At 63.2% G+C, this 16,802-nt stretch carries 13 protein-coding genes and 2 pseudogenes; 9 read left to right on the plus strand and 6 right to left on the minus strand.

Annotated elements, in window-relative coordinates; genetic code table 11:
• Positions 1 to 360: 360 nt before the first annotated feature.
• A complete protein-coding gene (locus tag MU551_RS20885) occupies positions 361 to 1,800 on the plus strand; it encodes a sugar porter family MFS transporter (protein WP_247048479.1) in 1,440 nt (479 codons plus the stop codon).
• Between the two features lie 137 nt (positions 1,801 to 1,937).
• On the opposite strand, the pseudogene MU551_RS20890 reads toward MU551_RS20885, so the two are convergent.
• Both MU551_RS20890 and MU551_RS20895 read right to left on the minus strand, forming a co-directional pair.
• Positions 1,938 to 2,414, minus strand: a pseudogene (locus tag MU551_RS20890) (PTS mannitol transporter subunit IIA); the annotation flags it as partial.
• Positions 2,415 to 2,435: 21 nt separating this feature from the next.
• Positions 2,436 to 3,158, minus strand: a pseudogene (locus tag MU551_RS20895) (TetR/AcrR family transcriptional regulator); the annotation flags it as partial.
• 150 nt (positions 3,159 to 3,308) lie between these two features.
• Between MU551_RS20895 and ptsP the strand changes: the two are divergent.
• From ptsP to MU551_RS20910, 3 genes are all read left to right on the plus strand, one after another.
• The gene (gene ptsP / locus MU551_RS20900) at positions 3,309 to 4,994 is read left to right on the plus strand and encodes a phosphoenolpyruvate--protein phosphotransferase (RefSeq protein ID WP_247048480.1); all 1,686 of its coding nucleotides are present in this window, start codon (positions 3,309 to 3,311) and stop codon (positions 4,992 to 4,994) included.
• A 127-nt stretch (positions 4,995 to 5,121) separates the two neighbouring features.
• The gene (locus MU551_RS20905) at positions 5,122 to 5,535 is read left to right on the plus strand and encodes a helix-turn-helix domain-containing protein (protein WP_247048481.1); all 414 of its coding nucleotides are present in this window, start codon (positions 5,122 to 5,124) and stop codon (positions 5,533 to 5,535) included.
• 98 nt (positions 5,536 to 5,633) lie between these two features.
• Entirely contained in the window at positions 5,634 to 6,908 is a 1,275-nt protein-coding gene (locus MU551_RS20910; RefSeq protein ID WP_247048482.1) for an FAD-binding protein, read from the plus strand.
• 53 nt (positions 6,909 to 6,961) lie between these two features.
• Here MU551_RS20910 and MU551_RS20915 read toward each other — a convergent pair whose 3' ends face one another.
• On the minus strand, positions 6,962 to 8,182 hold the full coding sequence (locus MU551_RS20915) for a PucR family transcriptional regulator (RefSeq protein WP_247048483.1): 1,221 nt from the start codon (positions 8,180 to 8,182) through the stop codon (positions 6,962 to 6,964).
• A gap of 245 nt (positions 8,183 to 8,427) precedes the next feature.
• Here MU551_RS20915 and ald point away from each other — a divergent pair, with 245 nt between their 5' ends.
• On the plus strand, positions 8,428 to 9,546 hold the full coding sequence (gene ald, locus MU551_RS20920) for an alanine dehydrogenase (protein ID WP_247048484.1): 1,119 nt from the start codon (positions 8,428 to 8,430) through the stop codon (positions 9,544 to 9,546).
• A 92-nt stretch (positions 9,547 to 9,638) separates the two neighbouring features.
• Here ald and MU551_RS20925 read toward each other — a convergent pair whose 3' ends face one another.
• Positions 9,639 to 10,724, minus strand: a complete 1,086-nt coding sequence (locus MU551_RS20925; protein WP_247048485.1) for a Gfo/Idh/MocA family protein — start codon at positions 10,722 to 10,724, stop codon at positions 9,639 to 9,641.
• 247 nt (positions 10,725 to 10,971) lie between these two features.
• Positions 10,972 to 11,577 carry a TetR/AcrR family transcriptional regulator gene (locus MU551_RS20930; protein ID WP_247048486.1) on the minus strand — a complete coding sequence of 202 codons (606 nt, stop codon included), beginning with the start codon at positions 11,575 to 11,577 and terminating at the stop codon, positions 10,972 to 10,974.
• A 122-nt stretch (positions 11,578 to 11,699) separates the two neighbouring features.
• On the opposite strand from MU551_RS20930, the gene MU551_RS20935 reads away from it, so the two are divergent.
• From MU551_RS20935 to MU551_RS20950, 4 genes are all read left to right on the plus strand, one after another.
• The gene (locus MU551_RS20935) at positions 11,700 to 12,263 is read left to right on the plus strand and encodes an NAD(P)H-dependent oxidoreductase (RefSeq protein ID WP_247048487.1); all 564 of its coding nucleotides are present in this window, start codon (positions 11,700 to 11,702) and stop codon (positions 12,261 to 12,263) included.
• A gap of 209 nt (positions 12,264 to 12,472) precedes the next feature.
• On the plus strand, positions 12,473 to 13,291 hold the full coding sequence (locus tag MU551_RS20940; protein ID WP_247048488.1) for a GerMN domain-containing protein: 819 nt from the start codon (positions 12,473 to 12,475) through the stop codon (positions 13,289 to 13,291).
• A 90-nt stretch (positions 13,292 to 13,381) separates the two neighbouring features.
• Positions 13,382 to 14,674 (plus strand): aminotransferase-like domain-containing protein, encoded by a 1,293-nt coding sequence (locus MU551_RS20945; protein WP_247048489.1) that lies wholly within the window; start codon positions 13,382 to 13,384, stop codon positions 14,672 to 14,674.
• A gap of 54 nt (positions 14,675 to 14,728) precedes the next feature.
• Positions 14,729 to 15,160, plus strand: a complete 432-nt coding sequence (locus MU551_RS20950; protein WP_247048490.1) for a universal stress protein — start codon at positions 14,729 to 14,731, stop codon at positions 15,158 to 15,160.
• Between the two features lie 108 nt (positions 15,161 to 15,268).
• Here the strand turns inward: MU551_RS20950 and MU551_RS20955 are convergent, their stop codons facing one another.
• A complete protein-coding gene (locus MU551_RS20955; protein ID WP_247048491.1) occupies positions 15,269 to 16,795 on the minus strand; it encodes a dihydrolipoamide acetyltransferase family protein in 1,527 nt (508 codons plus the stop codon).
• Positions 16,796 to 16,802 lie beyond the last annotated feature (7 nt).

Here is a 16,802-nt window from a genome sequence, read left to right on the forward strand (position 1 = left end):
CCCATTGGAACGCCCGACGACGGCGGGAGCCTCCCGCCGTCGTCGGCCTCCCTGCAGACCCTCCCTCACCTTCCGCCCGTTTTCTGCAAACCCTCCCTCACCTTCCGCCCGTTTTCTGCGAACCCTCCCTCACCTTCCGCCCGTTTTCTGCGAACCCTCCCTCACCTTCCGCCCGTTTTCTGCAAACCCTCCCTCACCTTCCGCCCGTTTTCTGCGAACCCTCCCTCACGGGGCGGACTGGAACCTCTAACGGGGGCATGGCACACTGTTGAGCGCGCGTGCGCCGGCCTGGAGGGCTGGATCCGGTGGCCAACGAAGTCTGCAGCGCTGAAATCCGATGCAAGATCCAAGGGGAGATCCATGTCCACATCCATTACTGAAGTGCGCCCTGACGTCCCCCGCAAGGTGATCGGCCTTGCGGTCGCGGGTGCGGTCGGGGGATTCCTCTTCGGCTTCGATTCGTCTGTGGTCAACGGGGCCGTTGATGCCATCAAGGACGAGTTCGCGTTGTCAGAAGCCGTCACCGGATTTGCTGTGGCCGTGGCTCTCCTTGGCTGTGCGGCGGGCGCCTACCTGGCCGGAAAAGTAGCCGACAAATACGGACGTATTCCGGCCATGAAGCTGGGCGCACTGCTGTTCCTGGTCAGCGCCGCCGGGACGGGCTTCGCCTTTGGCGTCTGGGACCTGATCTTCTGGCGGCTGGTGGGTGGGCTCGGAATCGGCCTGGCTTCCGTCATCGCCCCGGCGTACATCTCGGAGATCTCTCCGCGCCACGTCCGGGGACGCCTGGCGTCGCTCCAGCAACTGGCCATCACTACGGGTATTTTCGCGGCGCTCCTGTCCGACGCACTCTTTGCAACGAGCGCCGGCGGCGCGGACCAGCCGTTATGGCTCGGGATCGAAGCCTGGCGATGGATGTTCCTCGCCGCCGCCGTACCTGCCGTGGTTTACGGCTGGATCGCCTACAGACTGCCCGAATCGCCTCGCTTCCTGGTCTTTAAGGGCAAGGAGGACGAGGCCCGCAAGGTGTTCGAGACCATCGCCCCGGGCGAGGACACAGACCGCAGCATTCGCGAGATTCAGTCGGCCATCGAGGAAGACAAGTTGGCAGGGCAGAAGGGCTCCCTCCGCGGAAAAGTCTTCGGACTGCAGGCCGTTGTGTGGATCGGCATCACGCTCTCGGTGCTGCAGCAGTTTGTCGGGATCAACGTGATCTTTTACTACTCCACCACTCTTTGGAAGGCCGTGGGTTTCCAGGAGAAGGACTCGCTCACCATCTCTGTGGCCACTTCCATCACCAACATCCTGGTCACGCTCGTAGCCATCGCACTGGTGGATCGCATTGGCCGGCGGCCCATCCTGCTGGCTGGCTCGATCGGCATGGCCGTTTCTCTGGGCACCATGGCCGTGGCCTTCTCTTCCGCGACTGGCTCCGGATCGGAAATCTCGCTGCCGGGCGGCTGGGGACCGGTCGCCTTGGTGGCGGCGAACGTCTTCGTGGTCAGCTTCGGCGCCTCGTGGGGACCGCTCGTGTGGGTACTGCTGGGCGAGATTTTCCCCTCGAGGATCCGTGCCCGTGCTTTGGGTCTGGCCGCCGCCGCGCAGTGGATCGCCAACTTCGCTATCACCTTGAGTTTCCCGGTCATGGCAGCGGCTTCCTTGCCCCTGACGTACGCCATGTACGCGCTGTTCGCGGCGGCGTCGTTCTTCTTTGTCATGTTCAAAGTGCCGGAAACCAACGGCATGTCCCTCGAGCAGGCGGAAACCCTGTTTGTATCACCCCGAAATAGCGGGGGCTGAAACCCTCGCTCACCTTTCCTGCTGCCTGCGCGAAGGCTCCGTCACGATGTGAGGGAGCGTTGGCCTTTTTCTTGCGAAACGTGAGGGAGGGTCCCCAAAATACGGGCGGAACGTGAGGGAGGATCCCCCGGGGGGCCTCAGGCGTCTCCGGAGTTCACCTTGGCAAACAGCTCCAGCACTTCTTCCACCGATGTTGCGGCTTCAAGCTGTGCCACTTGGGCCTTTTCAGCAAAGACTTCGGCGATTGAGGAGAGGATGTGCAGGTGCTCGTTGCCGATGCCTGCGACCCCGACAACGAACTTGACCTCTTTACCGTTCCAGTCAATGCCACGGGGATAGCGGACCACCGAGACAGCGGATTGTTTGATGTGGTCCTTCGCGGCGTTGGTCCCATGCGGGATTGCAAGGTAGCTGCCCATGTACGTGGACACCGATTCCTCGCGTTCGTGCATGGCCGTGATGTAGCCGCTGTCCACGGCACCGCGGTCCAGCAGCAATCTGCCAGCTTCATAAATTGCGGCGTCCCGGGTGGTGGCCGTCCCATGCAGGATCACGCTGTTCGAGGCAAGGATCTTTGAACCGCCGTCGGTGGCTTCCGATGCAGGCGCGTCGACCCCTCGAGCACCGCGGAGGCCGGTGGAGCTGTTGGAGATCCTATGGAGCCATTCGAGGAAGAGCTTGAGTTCGGAACTTGAGAGCTGATCCGAGTGTGAGGCCTGGAGCGCGGCGTTGAGGGCGATGGCGGCCACCACCACTGATGATCTGCCGGAATCGTCCGGTGCAACCCCTTTGGCCTGGTCCGTGGACACGGCGAAAATCATAGCGTCCCGGGTCATAGAGGAAAGTTCCAGGTTTCGATCTGCAGCAGGTTCGGAAATGAGCATAAGAGTGACACCGACGTTTGCCGCAAGAATGCTTCGGGCCGCTTCCCGTGGAGGCACGTTGAGCTGGCCTGCCACGGCCGCTTTGTTCAACATTTCTTCCATCAAAGCTTCTGTGTCGGCCACGATGGCGGGACGTCTTTCAGGCCGGATATTTCCGAACATGACAAGGTACAGCTCAGGCTGGTTGAGCCCGAACTGCACGTGGTTGTCCCACATTCGCCGGATGTCCTCCACCGGCTTGCCGGACGGGGTGAAGTCGCGTTCGCCTTTTACGTATTCTTCGAAGCCGGCCGTAACAACGGCGTCGAACAGCCCTTCCTTGTCGCCAAAGTGGTGGTACAGCGTGGGTGCCGTAACGCCCGCCAACTGTGTGATTTGGCGGGTGGAGACGGGGGCACCCGCTGATTTGGCGAGCAGTTCAGCCGCCGCGCGCAGCAGTCTCGCCTTTGGCGGCGGCTGGCCATCGAAACTCATAACCGCTACCCTAGCACCTATAGCATTGCTATATGAACTGCATCACATACACTTTTTTCAGGCAAAGCAGCTAGCGTCGGACGTGGCAGTACCGACGTCCCAGCATCCGAAGACGCAAGCCTGGTTACCGGCAGAAAATGAGGACCTTCAGTGCAGAACTTCCCAGGAGTAGGCGTAAGCCCCGGCCGCATCATTGGCACCATCCGCCAAATGCCAAAACCGATCAGCGAACCCCTTGCGGGCGAGCGACTGCCGGAGGGGGCCTCCCCGGAGGAGGCCACGGCACAGCTCAAAACCGCAGCCAAAGCCGTCCATGATGAACTCAAGGAGCGCGCCGTCAAAGCCACCGGCGATGGCAAGGCAGTCTTGGAAGCCACCGCGCTGATGGCTACCGACACCATGCTCATCAAGGGCGCCGGCAAACTGATCGCTCGGGGAACGTCTGCCGAACGTGCAATCTGGGAATCAGGGGCGTCCGTCTCGGAGATGCTGTTGAATCTGGGCGGCTACATGGCCGAGCGCGCCACCGACGTCCTGGATGTCCGGGCAAGAATTGTGGCTGAACTGCGCGGAGTCCCGGCACCGGGCATCCCGGAGTCGGACAATCCTTTTATCCTGGTGGCCGAGGACCTGGCACCTGCCGATACCGCAACGCTTGATCCCAACAAGATCCTGGCGCTGGTCACTGCGGGTGGCGGGCCCCAGTCCCACACAGCCATCATTGCGCGGTCCCTCGGATTGCCGGCCGTCGTGGCCGCTGTCGGCGTCGATGAACTGCCGGATGGCACCGAAGTTTTTGTCGACGGCGCAGCTGGAGCCATCACCGCAGATCCCGACGAGTCACTGCGGTCTTCCGCCGAGGCATGGGCGGCGACCGCTTCACTGCTGGCAGAGTTCAGCGGTACGGGCTCGACGGCGGACGGTCACCTGGTGCCGCTTCTCGCCAACGTTGGAGGCGCCAAGGATGCCGTGGCTGCTGCTGCCCTCGGCGCCGAGGGAGTAGGGCTGTTCCGCACCGAATTCTGCTTCCTGGAACGCGATACCGAGCCCAGCGTTGAAGAGCAGGCGGCAGCCTACAAGGGCGTTTTTGATGCCTTCCCGGGCAAGAAAGTTGTGCTCAGGACTCTCGACGCCGGTGCCGACAAGCCCCTGCCGTTCCTCACCGACGCCACAGAGCCCAACCCGGCCCTCGGTGTCCGCGGCTACCGGACCGACTTCACCACTCCCGGCGTGCTGGACCGCCAGCTTGAGGCGATCGGACTGGCGGCCAAGGGTTCTGAGGCGGATGTGTGGGTGATGGCGCCCATGATCTCGACGGCGGAAGAGGCTGCGCGTTTCGCCTCCATGTGTGCCGACGCCGGTATCCGCACGCCTGGCGTGATGGTAGAGGTTCCGTCAGCTGCTCTCACCGCCGAAGCCATCCTGCGGGAAGTCGGGTTCGCCAGCCTCGGAACCAACGACCTCACCCAGTACGCGATGGCGGCCGACAGGCAGCTTGGCCCGCTCGCCGGTCTCAACACACCCTGGCAACCGGCAGTCCTGCGGCTGGTGGGACTCACGGTTGAGGGGTCAGTGGCAGAAGGCCACAATAAGCCCGTTGGCGTCTGCGGCGAGGCGGCAGCAGATCCCGCCCTGGCTGTCGTCCTCACCGGCCTGGGGGTCTCCACACTCTCCATGACTGCCCGCTCCTTGGCAGCAGTCGCCGCTGTGCTGAAGACCGTCACGCTGGCAGAGGCCCAGGAACTGGCGAAGCTCGCCTTGTCCGCTCCCAGCGCCGCGGAGGCCCGCGCATGGGTTCGCGCCAAGTTGCCTGTGCTGGAGGAGCTGGGGCTGTAGGTTCCCCGGCCGCTGTGCCCGGCCGCTGCGCCCGGCCGCTGTGCCCGGCCGCTGTGCCTGGCCGCAGCGGTGCGTCGGATGGCCTGTGCACGGGCTCGGTTGGATTCAGTCGGGTTAGTATTCAGCCATGGCACTGATAGCCCCACAGGTCACCGGCGCACTGCCCGCTGACGATGCCCGCAAGCTCAAGCGAGCCCTTGAGGGCAGCCATGACATCACTGTGTTTGTTGACGGCACTGTCCACCGGCTGCCCCGGCAGGCGAGGGACGCCGTCGTCGATCTCCTGACGCGTTTCAGTGAGGGGGACGCCGTCACTGTCAGCAGTGTGGAAGAGATGCTCACCACCTCCCGCGCCGCTGAGTTGGCCGGGATCTCGCATACATATCTGCGGAACATGACAGACCGTGGCGAGATCCCGGTGCAGTACAGGGGCACCCATCGACGGATCCGGCTCACGGACATCATGGCCTGGCTGGAGACGCAGAAGAAGTCAGCTGCATTGCTGGAAACGGACCAGTCGAAGGACCCCGAAAACTCCTAGGCTTGACCGCACGTCCCATTGACAGTGCGCTGGGTGCCCAACAGTATTGTGAGCGGTAACACTTGCCGGAATCAGAGGTTTCGGGACGAAAGGGAGCAATGCGCACGGAGCTTGATGAACTCAACTGGGCCGGCAACTACCGCTATGGAGCTCCACTGATCCACCGGCCAGGCTCGTTGCAGGAAGCGCAGGAAGTCGTCGCAGATGCGGGGAAAATCAGGGCTCTCGGCTCCCGCCACTCCTTCAACTCCATCGCTGATTCAGGCGGAGCCCTGCTCTCACTGGAGGCCGTGGACCCTGACATCAGTATTGACTCTGCGGCGCGGACCGTTGCGGTTTCCGGCGGAGCGCGTTACGGGACCTTGGCGGAGGAGCTCGAGCGTAACGGCTTTGCGCTGCCCAACCTCGCCTCGTTGCCGCACATTTCCATAGCGGGCGCCATCTCCACGGCAACCCACGGATCGGGCGATGCCAACGGCAACCTCGCTACATCCGTGGCCGAACTCGAGCTGATTGGGGCCGACGGGAACCTGCGGACCCTGCGCCGCGGAGACCCCGACTTTGACGGTTGCGTGGTGGCTCTCGGCGCCTTGGGCATCGTGACGCGGGTTACCCTGGACATCGAGCCCACCTTCTCCGTGCGCCAGGACGTGTTCGAAGCACTCGCCTGGGAGCAGGTGCTTGCAGATTTCGACGCCGTCACGGCCAGCGCCTACAGCGTCAGCCTGTTTACGGACTGGCAGGGGGAGACGGTGGCGCAGTCCTGGCTGAAGAGCCGCGGTTACGACGGCGGTGTCCCCGCAGCCGCGGCCGGGGCGAGTTTTTACGGCGGCTCCCCGGCCGTCCGAGCCATGCACCCCTTGCCTGGATTCTCAGGTGAGAACTGCACCCAGCAGTTGGGCGTTCCCGGCCCCTGGTCCGAGCGACTGGCGCACTTCCGGATGGCCTTCACGCCAAGCAGCGGTGCCGAACTACAAAGCGAATTCTTTGTGGCCCGCGAGCACGCCGCTGAGGCCATCGCCGCGATGAGGGGACTTTCTGAGCGCATCACACCATTGCTGCAGGTCTCTGAAATCCGCACCATCGCCGCCGATCGGCTGTGGCTCAGCCCTTCCTACGCCCAGTCATCAGCGGGCCTTCACTTCACCTGGAAGCCCGAGCAGACCGCTGTTGAGAAGGTCCTTCCGCTGATGGAGGAGAGGCTGGCCCCGCTCGGCGCCCGCCCGCATTGGGGCAAGCTCTTTCGGGCGGACGCAGGAACCCTCGCGCCCCTCTATCCCCGGTTCGCGGACTTCACGGCGCTGGCCGACCGCATGGACCCCGAGCACAAATTCCGCAACAGCTTCCTGGAGAGCAAGGTGTTCGGCGGCTAGCTCTTCGCCGGCGCCGGGCCGAAGTCAGATGCCCGCCGGCGGGAAGGCTCGGCTCAGATGCGTGGGCGGGAGGCCCAGCGCCGCGCCTTGAGAGCCGCGTGCAGTTCCAGCCGCACCATGCCTTTGAGCGGATCAACTCCCAGCAACTGCCGAATCCTGCCCAGCCTGTTGTAGATGCTGCTCCGGTGCAGATGCAGCTTGTCAGCAACATCCTGGACTGAGCCGTCGTTGTCGTAGAGCAACTCGAGCACGGGAAGCAGTTCGCCGTTGCGGTCGTGGTCCTCCAGAAGATGGAAGTACACAGATCCGGCATCTGCCCACGCTCCAGTCCCGCCTCCGGCCGAGGCCAGCAGCTGATACACACCGGTAGCACGGCAATCCACCAGCTCGCCGAGCTGCGGATCAACCGCTGCCGCCTGGGCCGCCTGCTTCGACTGACTATAGGCATGGCTCAGCTCCCGGGGCTTACTGAAACCTTCACTGCATCCAAGGATGATCCGCTGGACGGGTCGCCCGGAACGCTTGGCCAACTCCAGCTGGTAGTGCACCAGAACCTGTGCGTGGCTGGCCCGGCCGATGGACTCCCGGAACAGCACCACAGCATGGGTTTCGGTGCCGGCACTGAAAAGCGTGGAATCCACTCCGATAGTTGCCTGCAGCGCGGCAGACCGGTGGATGAGCGTAGAGGCGATGGGATCGGGGCCTTCAGTCCAGCCATCGGCGTCGATGATCGTCACGAGCTGCCAAGGCCCCTTGCCCTGCACTTCCTTCCACCCGGCCACGGCCGCCACAGCGTTGCTTTCCCCGGCGCACGCCTTAAGGAATTCCTGCTCACGACGGCGGCGGAACTCGGATTCCGCTGTGTTGGACTCGAGCAGGAGCCCGGATAGTACCTCCAGCTCCTCCCGCACGCCGGGCAGCTGACTCAGGATCGCCGTCGCGCTTTCGTCTTCAAGGTCCTGCTGGACCCACAGGTACCCGACGCGGAAACCGCGCACCAGCAGCGGGACGCATACGCGGCCCAGCATCCCCAGATCCTCGTTGGCAGGCACGACGACGGGACGCACCGCCGTGGCGATCCCGTGCGACAGCTGCCAGGCGCTGACATCGGCCGGGACCCGTTTGCTCAACAGAAAGTTCACCCGGACACGGTCGGCATGGGATTGGTTGGAGCTGTAGGCGAGCAGAACGCCGTCGAGATCCTCGAGGGAAAGCCCCCGGCCCAACTTGAGTGCCACGTGCTCGACGAGCTGTTCCACATCCTGTTGCTGCATGCTGCAACAGTACTGCTCTTGCACCCTCCGTGACCTCACCTTCCTGCACCAACATGAGGCGACAGTTGCCGCTACAGAACTCGACAAACGTCGAGAGGATTTCTAGGGAAACCCCGGAAACACGCGGAAGTTGCGCTTGCTCCTGATGGCCCCAATGTCGCGCGTCTCACAAGCGGATTTATTCTGGAATCACATCAACACTTCCATCCTGGCCCTCAGAAAGCCGCCGAACCTGGAGCCCAAAAATGATTATCGGCATCCCCAAAGAGATCAAGAACAACGAATTCCGCGTGGCCATCACTGCAGCCGGCGTTCACGAATTCCTCATGCACGGCCACACGGTCCTGGTGGAGCGCGGCGCAGGGCTGGGTTCGGGAATCACCGACGAGGAATACTCGATTGCCGGTGCCGAGATCGTGGCTGATCCCGACGACGTCTGGGACCGCGCAGACATGGTGATGAAGGTCAAGGAGCCCATCAAGGCCGAGTACCACCGTTTCCGCAAGGGCCTGATTCTCTTCACCTACCTGCACCTGGCAGCAGAACCGGAACTGACCCACGAACTGATCAACTCCGGCGTCACTGCCATCGCCTACGAAACCGTTCAGGAGGGCCGCACCCTTCCGCTGCTCGCACCGATGTCCGAGGTCGCGGGCCGCTTGTCCGTCCAGGTGGGAGCGGCGTCGCTGATGGCCCCGGCGGGAGGCAAGGGCGTGCTGCTGGGCGGGGTACCGGGAGTCCGTCCCGCCAAGGTTGTGGTGCTCGGCGCCGGAGTGGCCGGAACAAACGCTGCAGCAATGGCGCTCGGGCTTGGTGCGGACGTCACCATCCTGGACATCAACATCCCCCGCCTGCGGGAACTCGATGCCCAGTACCAGGGCCGCCTGAAAACCGTTGCGTCCAACAAGTACGAGATTGAAAAGTCAGTAGTGGACGCTGACCTGGTGATCGGCTCCGTACTGATTCCGGGAGCCAAGGCCCCCAAGCTGGTGACGAATGAACTTGTGGCACGGATGAAGCCGGGCTCGGTCCTCGTGGACATCGCCGTGGACCAGGGCGGCTGCTTTGAGGACACCCACCCCACAACGCACCAGGAACCCACGTACAAGGTGCACAACACCATCTTTTACTGCGTGGCCAACATGCCCGGTGCCGTTCCCAACACCTCCACCTATGCACTCACCAACGTCACGCTGCGCTACGGCGTCGCACTGGCGAACCTGGGCGTGAAGGCTGCCTTCGAGAAGGATCCCGCGCTGGCTGCCGGTCTCAACATTGCTGCAGGCCATGTTGCCCACCATTCAGTCTCTGAGGCGCACAACCTGCCGCTCGTAGCCGATTGGCACCAGCTGGTTAGCGCCTGATCCCCTGGCTGCCAACTGAATGGCAGTCATCCAACGCGTGCTGCTCCTTCGTCGCTTTGACGCACGCTTTCTGGATGGCTGCCATTCAGTCGTTAAGCCCCATCCCACGCCAACGTCCTGGCCTGCTCTATTAATTTCAGGACCTCGACTGCGTCTTGGGGGTTGACTGGGAGGGGAAAGGCAGAGGAGGTTCCGCCGTCGTGGATCTTCTCCCCCAGGATCCGATAAAACTCCGGGTAGGCTCCCCGCTCGGTCGGGAGCCGGTCCAGATGCCCATCGCGGCCAAGAGTTCCGGCCCATTCGGGGGCTTCGAGGCCGTACTCCTCGTCCAAGGGACCCCCACCGGCCACGATGTAAGGTTCCTGGGGGTCCACGCCGTGCTTGGTGAATCCGCCTTCGCTTCCCAGTAGCCGGAAGCGCGGACCCTGCTGGGCGCACAGCATGTTCATCCAGAGGTGGCTGGTCACGCCCGACTCGTGCCGCAAGGCCAGGAAGGCGTCGTCGTCCACGTTTTCGCCCGGGCGCCGGACCTGAAGTTCGGCGTGAGCAACCGTGGCCGGGCCAAAAAGCTGAAGGGCCTGATCCACAAGATGGCTCCCCAGATCAAACAGAACCCCTCCTCCCTGCTCAGCTGTGGCTTCCGCCTTCCAGGCCTTGGATACCTGCGGCGACCAGCGCTCAAACCGCGACTCGAACCGGGCCATATTGCCCAGGGTGCCGCCAGCGAGGATGGCCCTGAGGGTGAGGAAATCGCCGTCCCACCGGCGGTTATGGAAGACCGTGAGTACGCGCCCCAGGCGTGCGGCCAGTCCAATGAGTTCCGCACCTTCGCTGCTGGTCACCACAAAAGGCTTATCGACGACGACGTCGAGGCCCGCTTCCAGCGCGGCCTTCGCCAGCGGATAGTGGGTTGCGGGAGGGGTTCCGAGAACGAGCAGGTCGAGCTCGCCGGCCAGCCCGAGGATGTCCTCCGGCGTGTCCACAAGCCCCGTTGCCGGGTACCGATCGGACGCCGCGGACTTCCGGCCGGCGTCGGACGTTGAAATGACGTCCAGGGAGAAAGCGCGATTGGCGGCGATCAGCGGGGCGTGGAAAACACTGCCCGACAATCCATAGCCCGCCACCGCTGTGCGAATGGGGGCGGGCCGGCTGGCGTCCAAGGAAGAGTCTGTAGTCATGGGGCAACGCTACCCCCGGACCCTCCCTCACATCCCGACCAAAATCCCCCAACCCTCCCTCACATCCCGACCAAAATCCCCCAACCCTCCCTCACATCCCGACCGGAACCACGTGGGCGCCCGCGAAAGGTGAGGGAGCGTCGGCCAAAAACCCGCGAAAGGTGAGGGAGCGTCCGCCAAAAACCCGCGAAAGGTGAGGGAGCGTCTGCGAAAAACGCGCGAAAGGTGAGGGAGCGTTGAAGTGGGGCTAGGCCTTGCCGACCACCCGAGTGACGAGCTCGGTCCATGCTTCGGCGAGCCGTTCCGGTGCCACATCCTGAACCCGGACTGCATAGAGCAGCCGCTCGGGGTCCAGGGTTGCTCCGAGGAATATTGCCATGAGCCAGGGATCGGCAGTCATTCCGGCCGCACGGAGCAGTAACTCGACGTGGCGGTGCCAGAGCAGCGTGGCGGGAACTTCGAGCTTGGTATAGACCGACTGGTCAGCAGCCCGTGCCAGGTCCCCGAATTCCAGGAGGTAACCGATGCGGGCATGGCCGAAAGCTACCAACCTGTCCAGCGGCGGCGCTCCCGGTCCAAGCGGGGGAGGGCCGAACATAAAGCGCCCTTGGAATTCCGCCTCCGCGTCGCTCAGGAGGGTCATCATGAGGCCCGCCTTGCTGCCGAAACGTCGGAACACCGTTCCCTTGCCTACCCCGGCGCGTTTGGCGAGCTTGTCCATCGTGAGAGAGTCCACACCACACTCATCCAGGAGTTCACGGGCCGCCACCAGCAGGCGTTCCCGGTTCCGGGCGGCATCGCTTCGCTCTGAATCCTCACCCGGGGATCCGGAGCGGATTGGGATAAGGCTCACAAAAAACATTCTAGACCGTGGGAATAAGAACCGGACCGTAGTCCGTTTAGCTCTCTGAAGGCTTCAAAGCCTCACCTACAGCAAACCGCCGCCCCAACCGGTGGCTGACACTAGGAGTTCATATGTCAAAGAGCACCGTACTCGCCCTCGTAGGCAGCCTGCGCGCAGAATCCACTAACCAGAAGCTTGCCGAGGCCATTCAGGTCAACGCGCCCGAGCAGGTGGACGTCATCATCCACGACAGCCTGGGAAACATCCCCTTCTACAACGAGGACATCGACGTCGAAGGCCAGGTTCCGGCCGCAGCCGCAGCACTCCGGGCCGCCGCCTCCGACGCAGACGCCCTTCTGCTGGTGACCCCCGAGCACAACGGCACCATTCCCGCGTCCCTCAAGAACGCCATCGACTGGCTGTCCCGTCCGTACGGTGCAGGCGCCCTCACCGGCAAGCCGACCGCCGTCGTCGGAACTGCTTATGGTCAGTTCGGCGGAGTCTGGGCCCAGGATGAGACCCGCAAGGCTGTCGGCATCGCCGGTGCGCAGGTCCTTGAGGGCGTCAAGCTCGCCGTACCGGGTTCCGTGGTGCGCTTCGCTGAGCTCCACCCGAAGGACGACGCCGAGATCGTGGAACAGATCAAGGATGTTTTCGATGCCATTGCTGAGAGCAGCCCTGTCGCCGCTGCCTGATCTTTTCAGATGAAGTATGACGCCTCCGGCGGCCAGTTCAGGGCAGCCGGAGGCGTTCTGCATTTTCGGCCCTGACCCGTAAAGGGGCCGCACGTACCAAACCGTGATCCACCTGTCGCCGAACCGTCATCAGAAACATATTCCACCCCTCCCAGCTGAGCCGTAACGTTGATATACGGATTGCAGCGGGGCTGGAGGTGCGGGTTGTCATGAGGACCTCCCAAGGATTCACGAGGGCGGCGGGATTGGCCTGCTGCCTGGCCATTCCCTTGTGGCTGGCGGGCTGCTCCACGTCCGACACACGCTCGGCCACAAAAGCGGCGGAAGGTTCAGTGGTCAGCCAGGCGACACAGGTGCCTGCGCTTGCTGCGCCTGAGCCCGAAGCCCAGCGTGCACCCACCCCTGTAACCGAGCTTGCTGAACCGGCCAGTCCCGAATTGGCACCCCGCGGAACAAGTGAGCCTTACCAGGAGCCGGCAGCCCAAACCCCGCCACCCGGCGCCACGCCAGGAGATTCTCCATCGGCCGCGTCGTCGTCACCAAGGCCGATACTTTCGCCTGAACCCTCCCCCACGCAAGGGGCCGCGCTTCCTGCAGGTAATCCTCCAGCCACCAGTACGCAGCAGCCCGGAAAGGCCTACTTTGTTTTGCTCGACGACGGCGGGAGTGGAGGCGTCCGCTTTGGCTGCAACGACAGCCTGGTATCCGTGCCCCTTGCCGCCCCGCTCGCAAACGAACCACTTCAATCAGCGCTTCACGCCCTGCTCCCCGGGAGCAACGGCGGAGGATCCGCCCCGGACGGGCTCTACAACGCCTTGGCATCTTCTACGCTCAGCTTCGTCTCGGGTTACTTCGACGGATCGACAGTGGTGGTGAACCTGAGTGGCACACTAAGTCCCGCGGGGACCTGTGACGTTCCCAGGATTGAGGCCCAACTGACGCACACAGCCGTTACGGCAGTTGGTGCAACACGGGCGGAAATTTACATCAACGGACGAAGCCTGGCCGAAGTCCTCAGCCTTCGGTAACAATGGCCGCCAGGCGAGCTGAACCTGCCCAGACCCCGTGAGGCAACAGAGGTTGCATAAACAACAACTGATGGCTGTATCCTGAGGAATGTGAGCCACGAGACATTGGATGCCGCAGCACAGTTGCTGCCCGCTGAAGCCGTTGAAGCTATCGAACGAGCGGCTACGTCCGCCCACCGCCACGAGGGACTCTTCTCGGAGCGCGCCGCCAACATCAAGCAGTCAGCCGTACGAGATGTGTTTGACATCTCCATGCGCCCGGGTCTCGTGTCGTTGGCCGGAGGCAATCCTTACCTGCAGTCACTCCCCCTGGACCGGCTCTCGGAAACAGCCGCCAAGATCATCGCCGAACAGGGAATGATTGCACTCCAGTACGGCAGCGGCCAGGGCAGCCTGGAACTTCGGACGCAGATCTGCGAGGTGATGGCCGAGGAGGGAATCCTTGACGCCGTCCCGGAGAACGTGGTGGTCACCGCCGGGTCCCAGTCCGCCCAGGACATCGCGGCAAAGGTCTTCTGCAATCCAGGCGACGTGGTCCTCGTGGAGAATCCAACATATGTGGGTGCATTGAATGCCTTTGAGGCATATCAGGTACAGGTGGAGACCGTTCCCATGGATGGAGACGGCCTGGTCCCCGAATTGCTGCGCGCGAAAATCGGCGCTCTCCAAAAAGCCGGCAAGAAGATCAAATTCCTCTACACCATCCCCAGCTTCAACAACCCGTCAGGCATTACTCTCGCGCAGGAACGTCGCCAGCAGATAGTCGATATTTGTCGTAACGCAAATATCCTGGTTCTGGAAGATAACCCCTACGGTCTTCTGCGTTTCGACGGCCAGCCACTGACGCCCCTGCGTACAGGCAATCCGGATGATGTCATCTACCTGGGCTCGTTTTCGAAGATCTTTGCGCCGGGACTGCGGGTTGGTTGGGCTTTGCTTCCGGCACACCTTCAGCGCCGCTACTACCTGGCATCCGAATCCGTAACTTTGTGTCCCCCGGCCTTCAACCAGATGCTGGTCTCTGCCTACCTGCGGGATTTTGACTGGAAGGAACAGATCCGCACCTATCGAGCGCTCTACGAGGAGCGTTGCCACGCCATGCTGGCCGCCCTCGAGAAGCACATGCCTGAGGGCATGACCTGGACCAGGCCGGACGGTGGCTTTTTCGTCTGGGTCACGCTTCCGGCGGGAGTAGATACATATCCGCTGCTTCACAAGGCCATCGAGGCGGGCGTAGTTTTCATTCCCGGGGCAGCATTCACGCATTCGACTGAACCATCCAACAAGCTCAGGCTCGCCTTCAGCGCGGTTCCACCCGAATCCATAGACGAAGGTGTCCGCAGGTTGGCACCCGTTATGCGGGAAGCAATTGCGGCACTGTAGCCTGAAAACATCCCGGCTTGGTCCGGAGATGCATCGACTTAAAGGAGCAGGAATATGACCGGAATTATTGTTGTCGGCGTGGATGGCAGTGAAACGGCGATGAAGGCTGCCGAAACGGCCGCAGGTCTCGCCGCTTCAATGGGAGCCACTCTTCATGTGGTGAGCGCGTTCGACAGCGACCGCACCGAAGTCTTCGGAAGCGGGAGCGACCAGTGGATCGTTTCCGACGCCGGCGAAGCGGAGAAAGTCGCCCGCGGCGTCGCCGATCGCCTGCGCACGCCGGAATTGTCCGTGACCTATTCCGCGGCGCGTGGAAAGCCGGCCGAGGCACTGATCAATGAAGCCGAGCGGAGCGACGCCCGGATGATCGTGGTGGGCAATCGTCGCATGCGCGGAATTGGCCGGGTGCTGGGCAGCGTGGCCAACAGCGTTGCTCACAGCGCGCCTTGCGATGTCTACATTGCCAAGACGGACGACGTCGACTGAGGCCGCCGCGCCTCTTCACGTTCGCGTGAAGCTCCTCCGGCGGCCACCAATCACCGGAGGAGCGACCACGCTCCGGCCTTGCATGCAATGAGTAAGTCAAGCAACTGCTTAGTCGAGCAGCAGGGCAGGCTCTTCGAGAATGGCCGCGACGTCCGCCATGAACCGTGCCGAAAGATCCCCATCCACCACGCGGTGGTCAAATGAGCCGCCCAAGGTGGTGATCCAGCGCGGGATGACCTCTCCGTCCAGCACCCATGGCTTCTGCTTGATGGTGCCGAAGGCGACGATGGCTACCTCGCCGGGATTGATAATGGGGGTTCCCGTATCGATACCCAGCGCACCGATGTTCGTGACAGTGAGCGTCCCGCCCTGCATCTGCGCCGGCTGGGTCTTGCCTGCGCGTGCAGTTGTGGCGAGGTCGTTGAGGGCCAGGGCCAGCTCCTTGAGGGAGAGGTCCTGGGCATTCTTGATGTTGGGCACCATGAGGCCGCGCGGAGTGGCGGCGGCAATCCCCAGGTTCATGTAGTGCTTAACATGGATTTCCGCGGTATCACTGCCATCGGTGCTGTCCACCCACGTGGCGTTGACGCTCGGATTACGCGCCGCAGCCCAGATGACCGCCTTCGCAAGGATCAGGAGCGGGGAGACCCGGATGCCCTCAAAATCGCGTGATACTTTGAGCCGTTTCACGAACTCCATGGTCCGGCTGGCATCAACATCCACAAAGATGCTGACGTGCGGAGCCGAGAACGCAGACTCCACCATCGCCTTGGCCGTAGCCTTTCGGACACCCTTGACCGGGATGCGCTCGATGCGCTGGTCCTGGGGCTTGCCGGACTTGCCCCAAAACGAATCGGCTTTATCCAGTTCGGCGTCGCGCTGCGATTGGTAGCTCACCAGGTCCTCCCGGGTGACCTCTCCGCGGGCACCCGTGGGGACAACGTCCGAGAGGTCGATGCCAAGATCCCGTGCGATCTTGCGCACTGGAGGCTTAGCCAGGACCTTGTTCACCAGCCCACTGATGGTCCCGCCAAGTGTCTGGCGGTCCCCTTCTGCAATGGTGCCGGGCGTGCCTGTTGGCTCCGGGGTTTCCATTCGCGGAGCTTGCGGAGGCACGACGGCGGCCGGCAGCTCAGCGGCAGGAGGGGCAGCAGGCGACAAAACTGCCGGGATGTTTGTGCCCGAGGCCTTACGCGGCCGGCGCTTCACGGCGTCGGCCTTGGGACCGGATCCGACCAGCGGTCCGCCCGCCTCCGGGCCCGTGCCGGGGGTGTCCTCGGGCAGCTTGCCGTACAGCGGAGCTGCTGGCACCGAAGCGGCCGGCGCCGAAGCGGGGGGTTCTGCTGTCCGGAGGGCAGGGGCCGGTACGTCAGCGGGAGTTGGGTCACCGGCGATCGCATCGCTGACGCTGATGATGGGGGTGCCGACGTCGATGGTCACGCCCTCGGGTACCAGCAGTTCGGTGACGGTACCGGCGAAGGGCGAGGGGAGCTCGACGAGCGACTTAGCGGTTTCAATCTCGCAAAGGACGTCGTTGATAGCCACAGTGTCGCCGGCCTTGACCTTCCAGGAGACGATTTCAGCCTCGGTCAGCCCTTCACCCACATCGGGGAGGTTGAACTTGTTCAGAGTCATGGGGTCC

This window comes from Arthrobacter rhizosphaerae (genome assembly GCF_023062595.1).
Taxonomy (GTDB): domain Bacteria; phylum Actinomycetota; class Actinomycetes; order Actinomycetales; family Micrococcaceae; genus Arthrobacter; species Arthrobacter rhizosphaerae.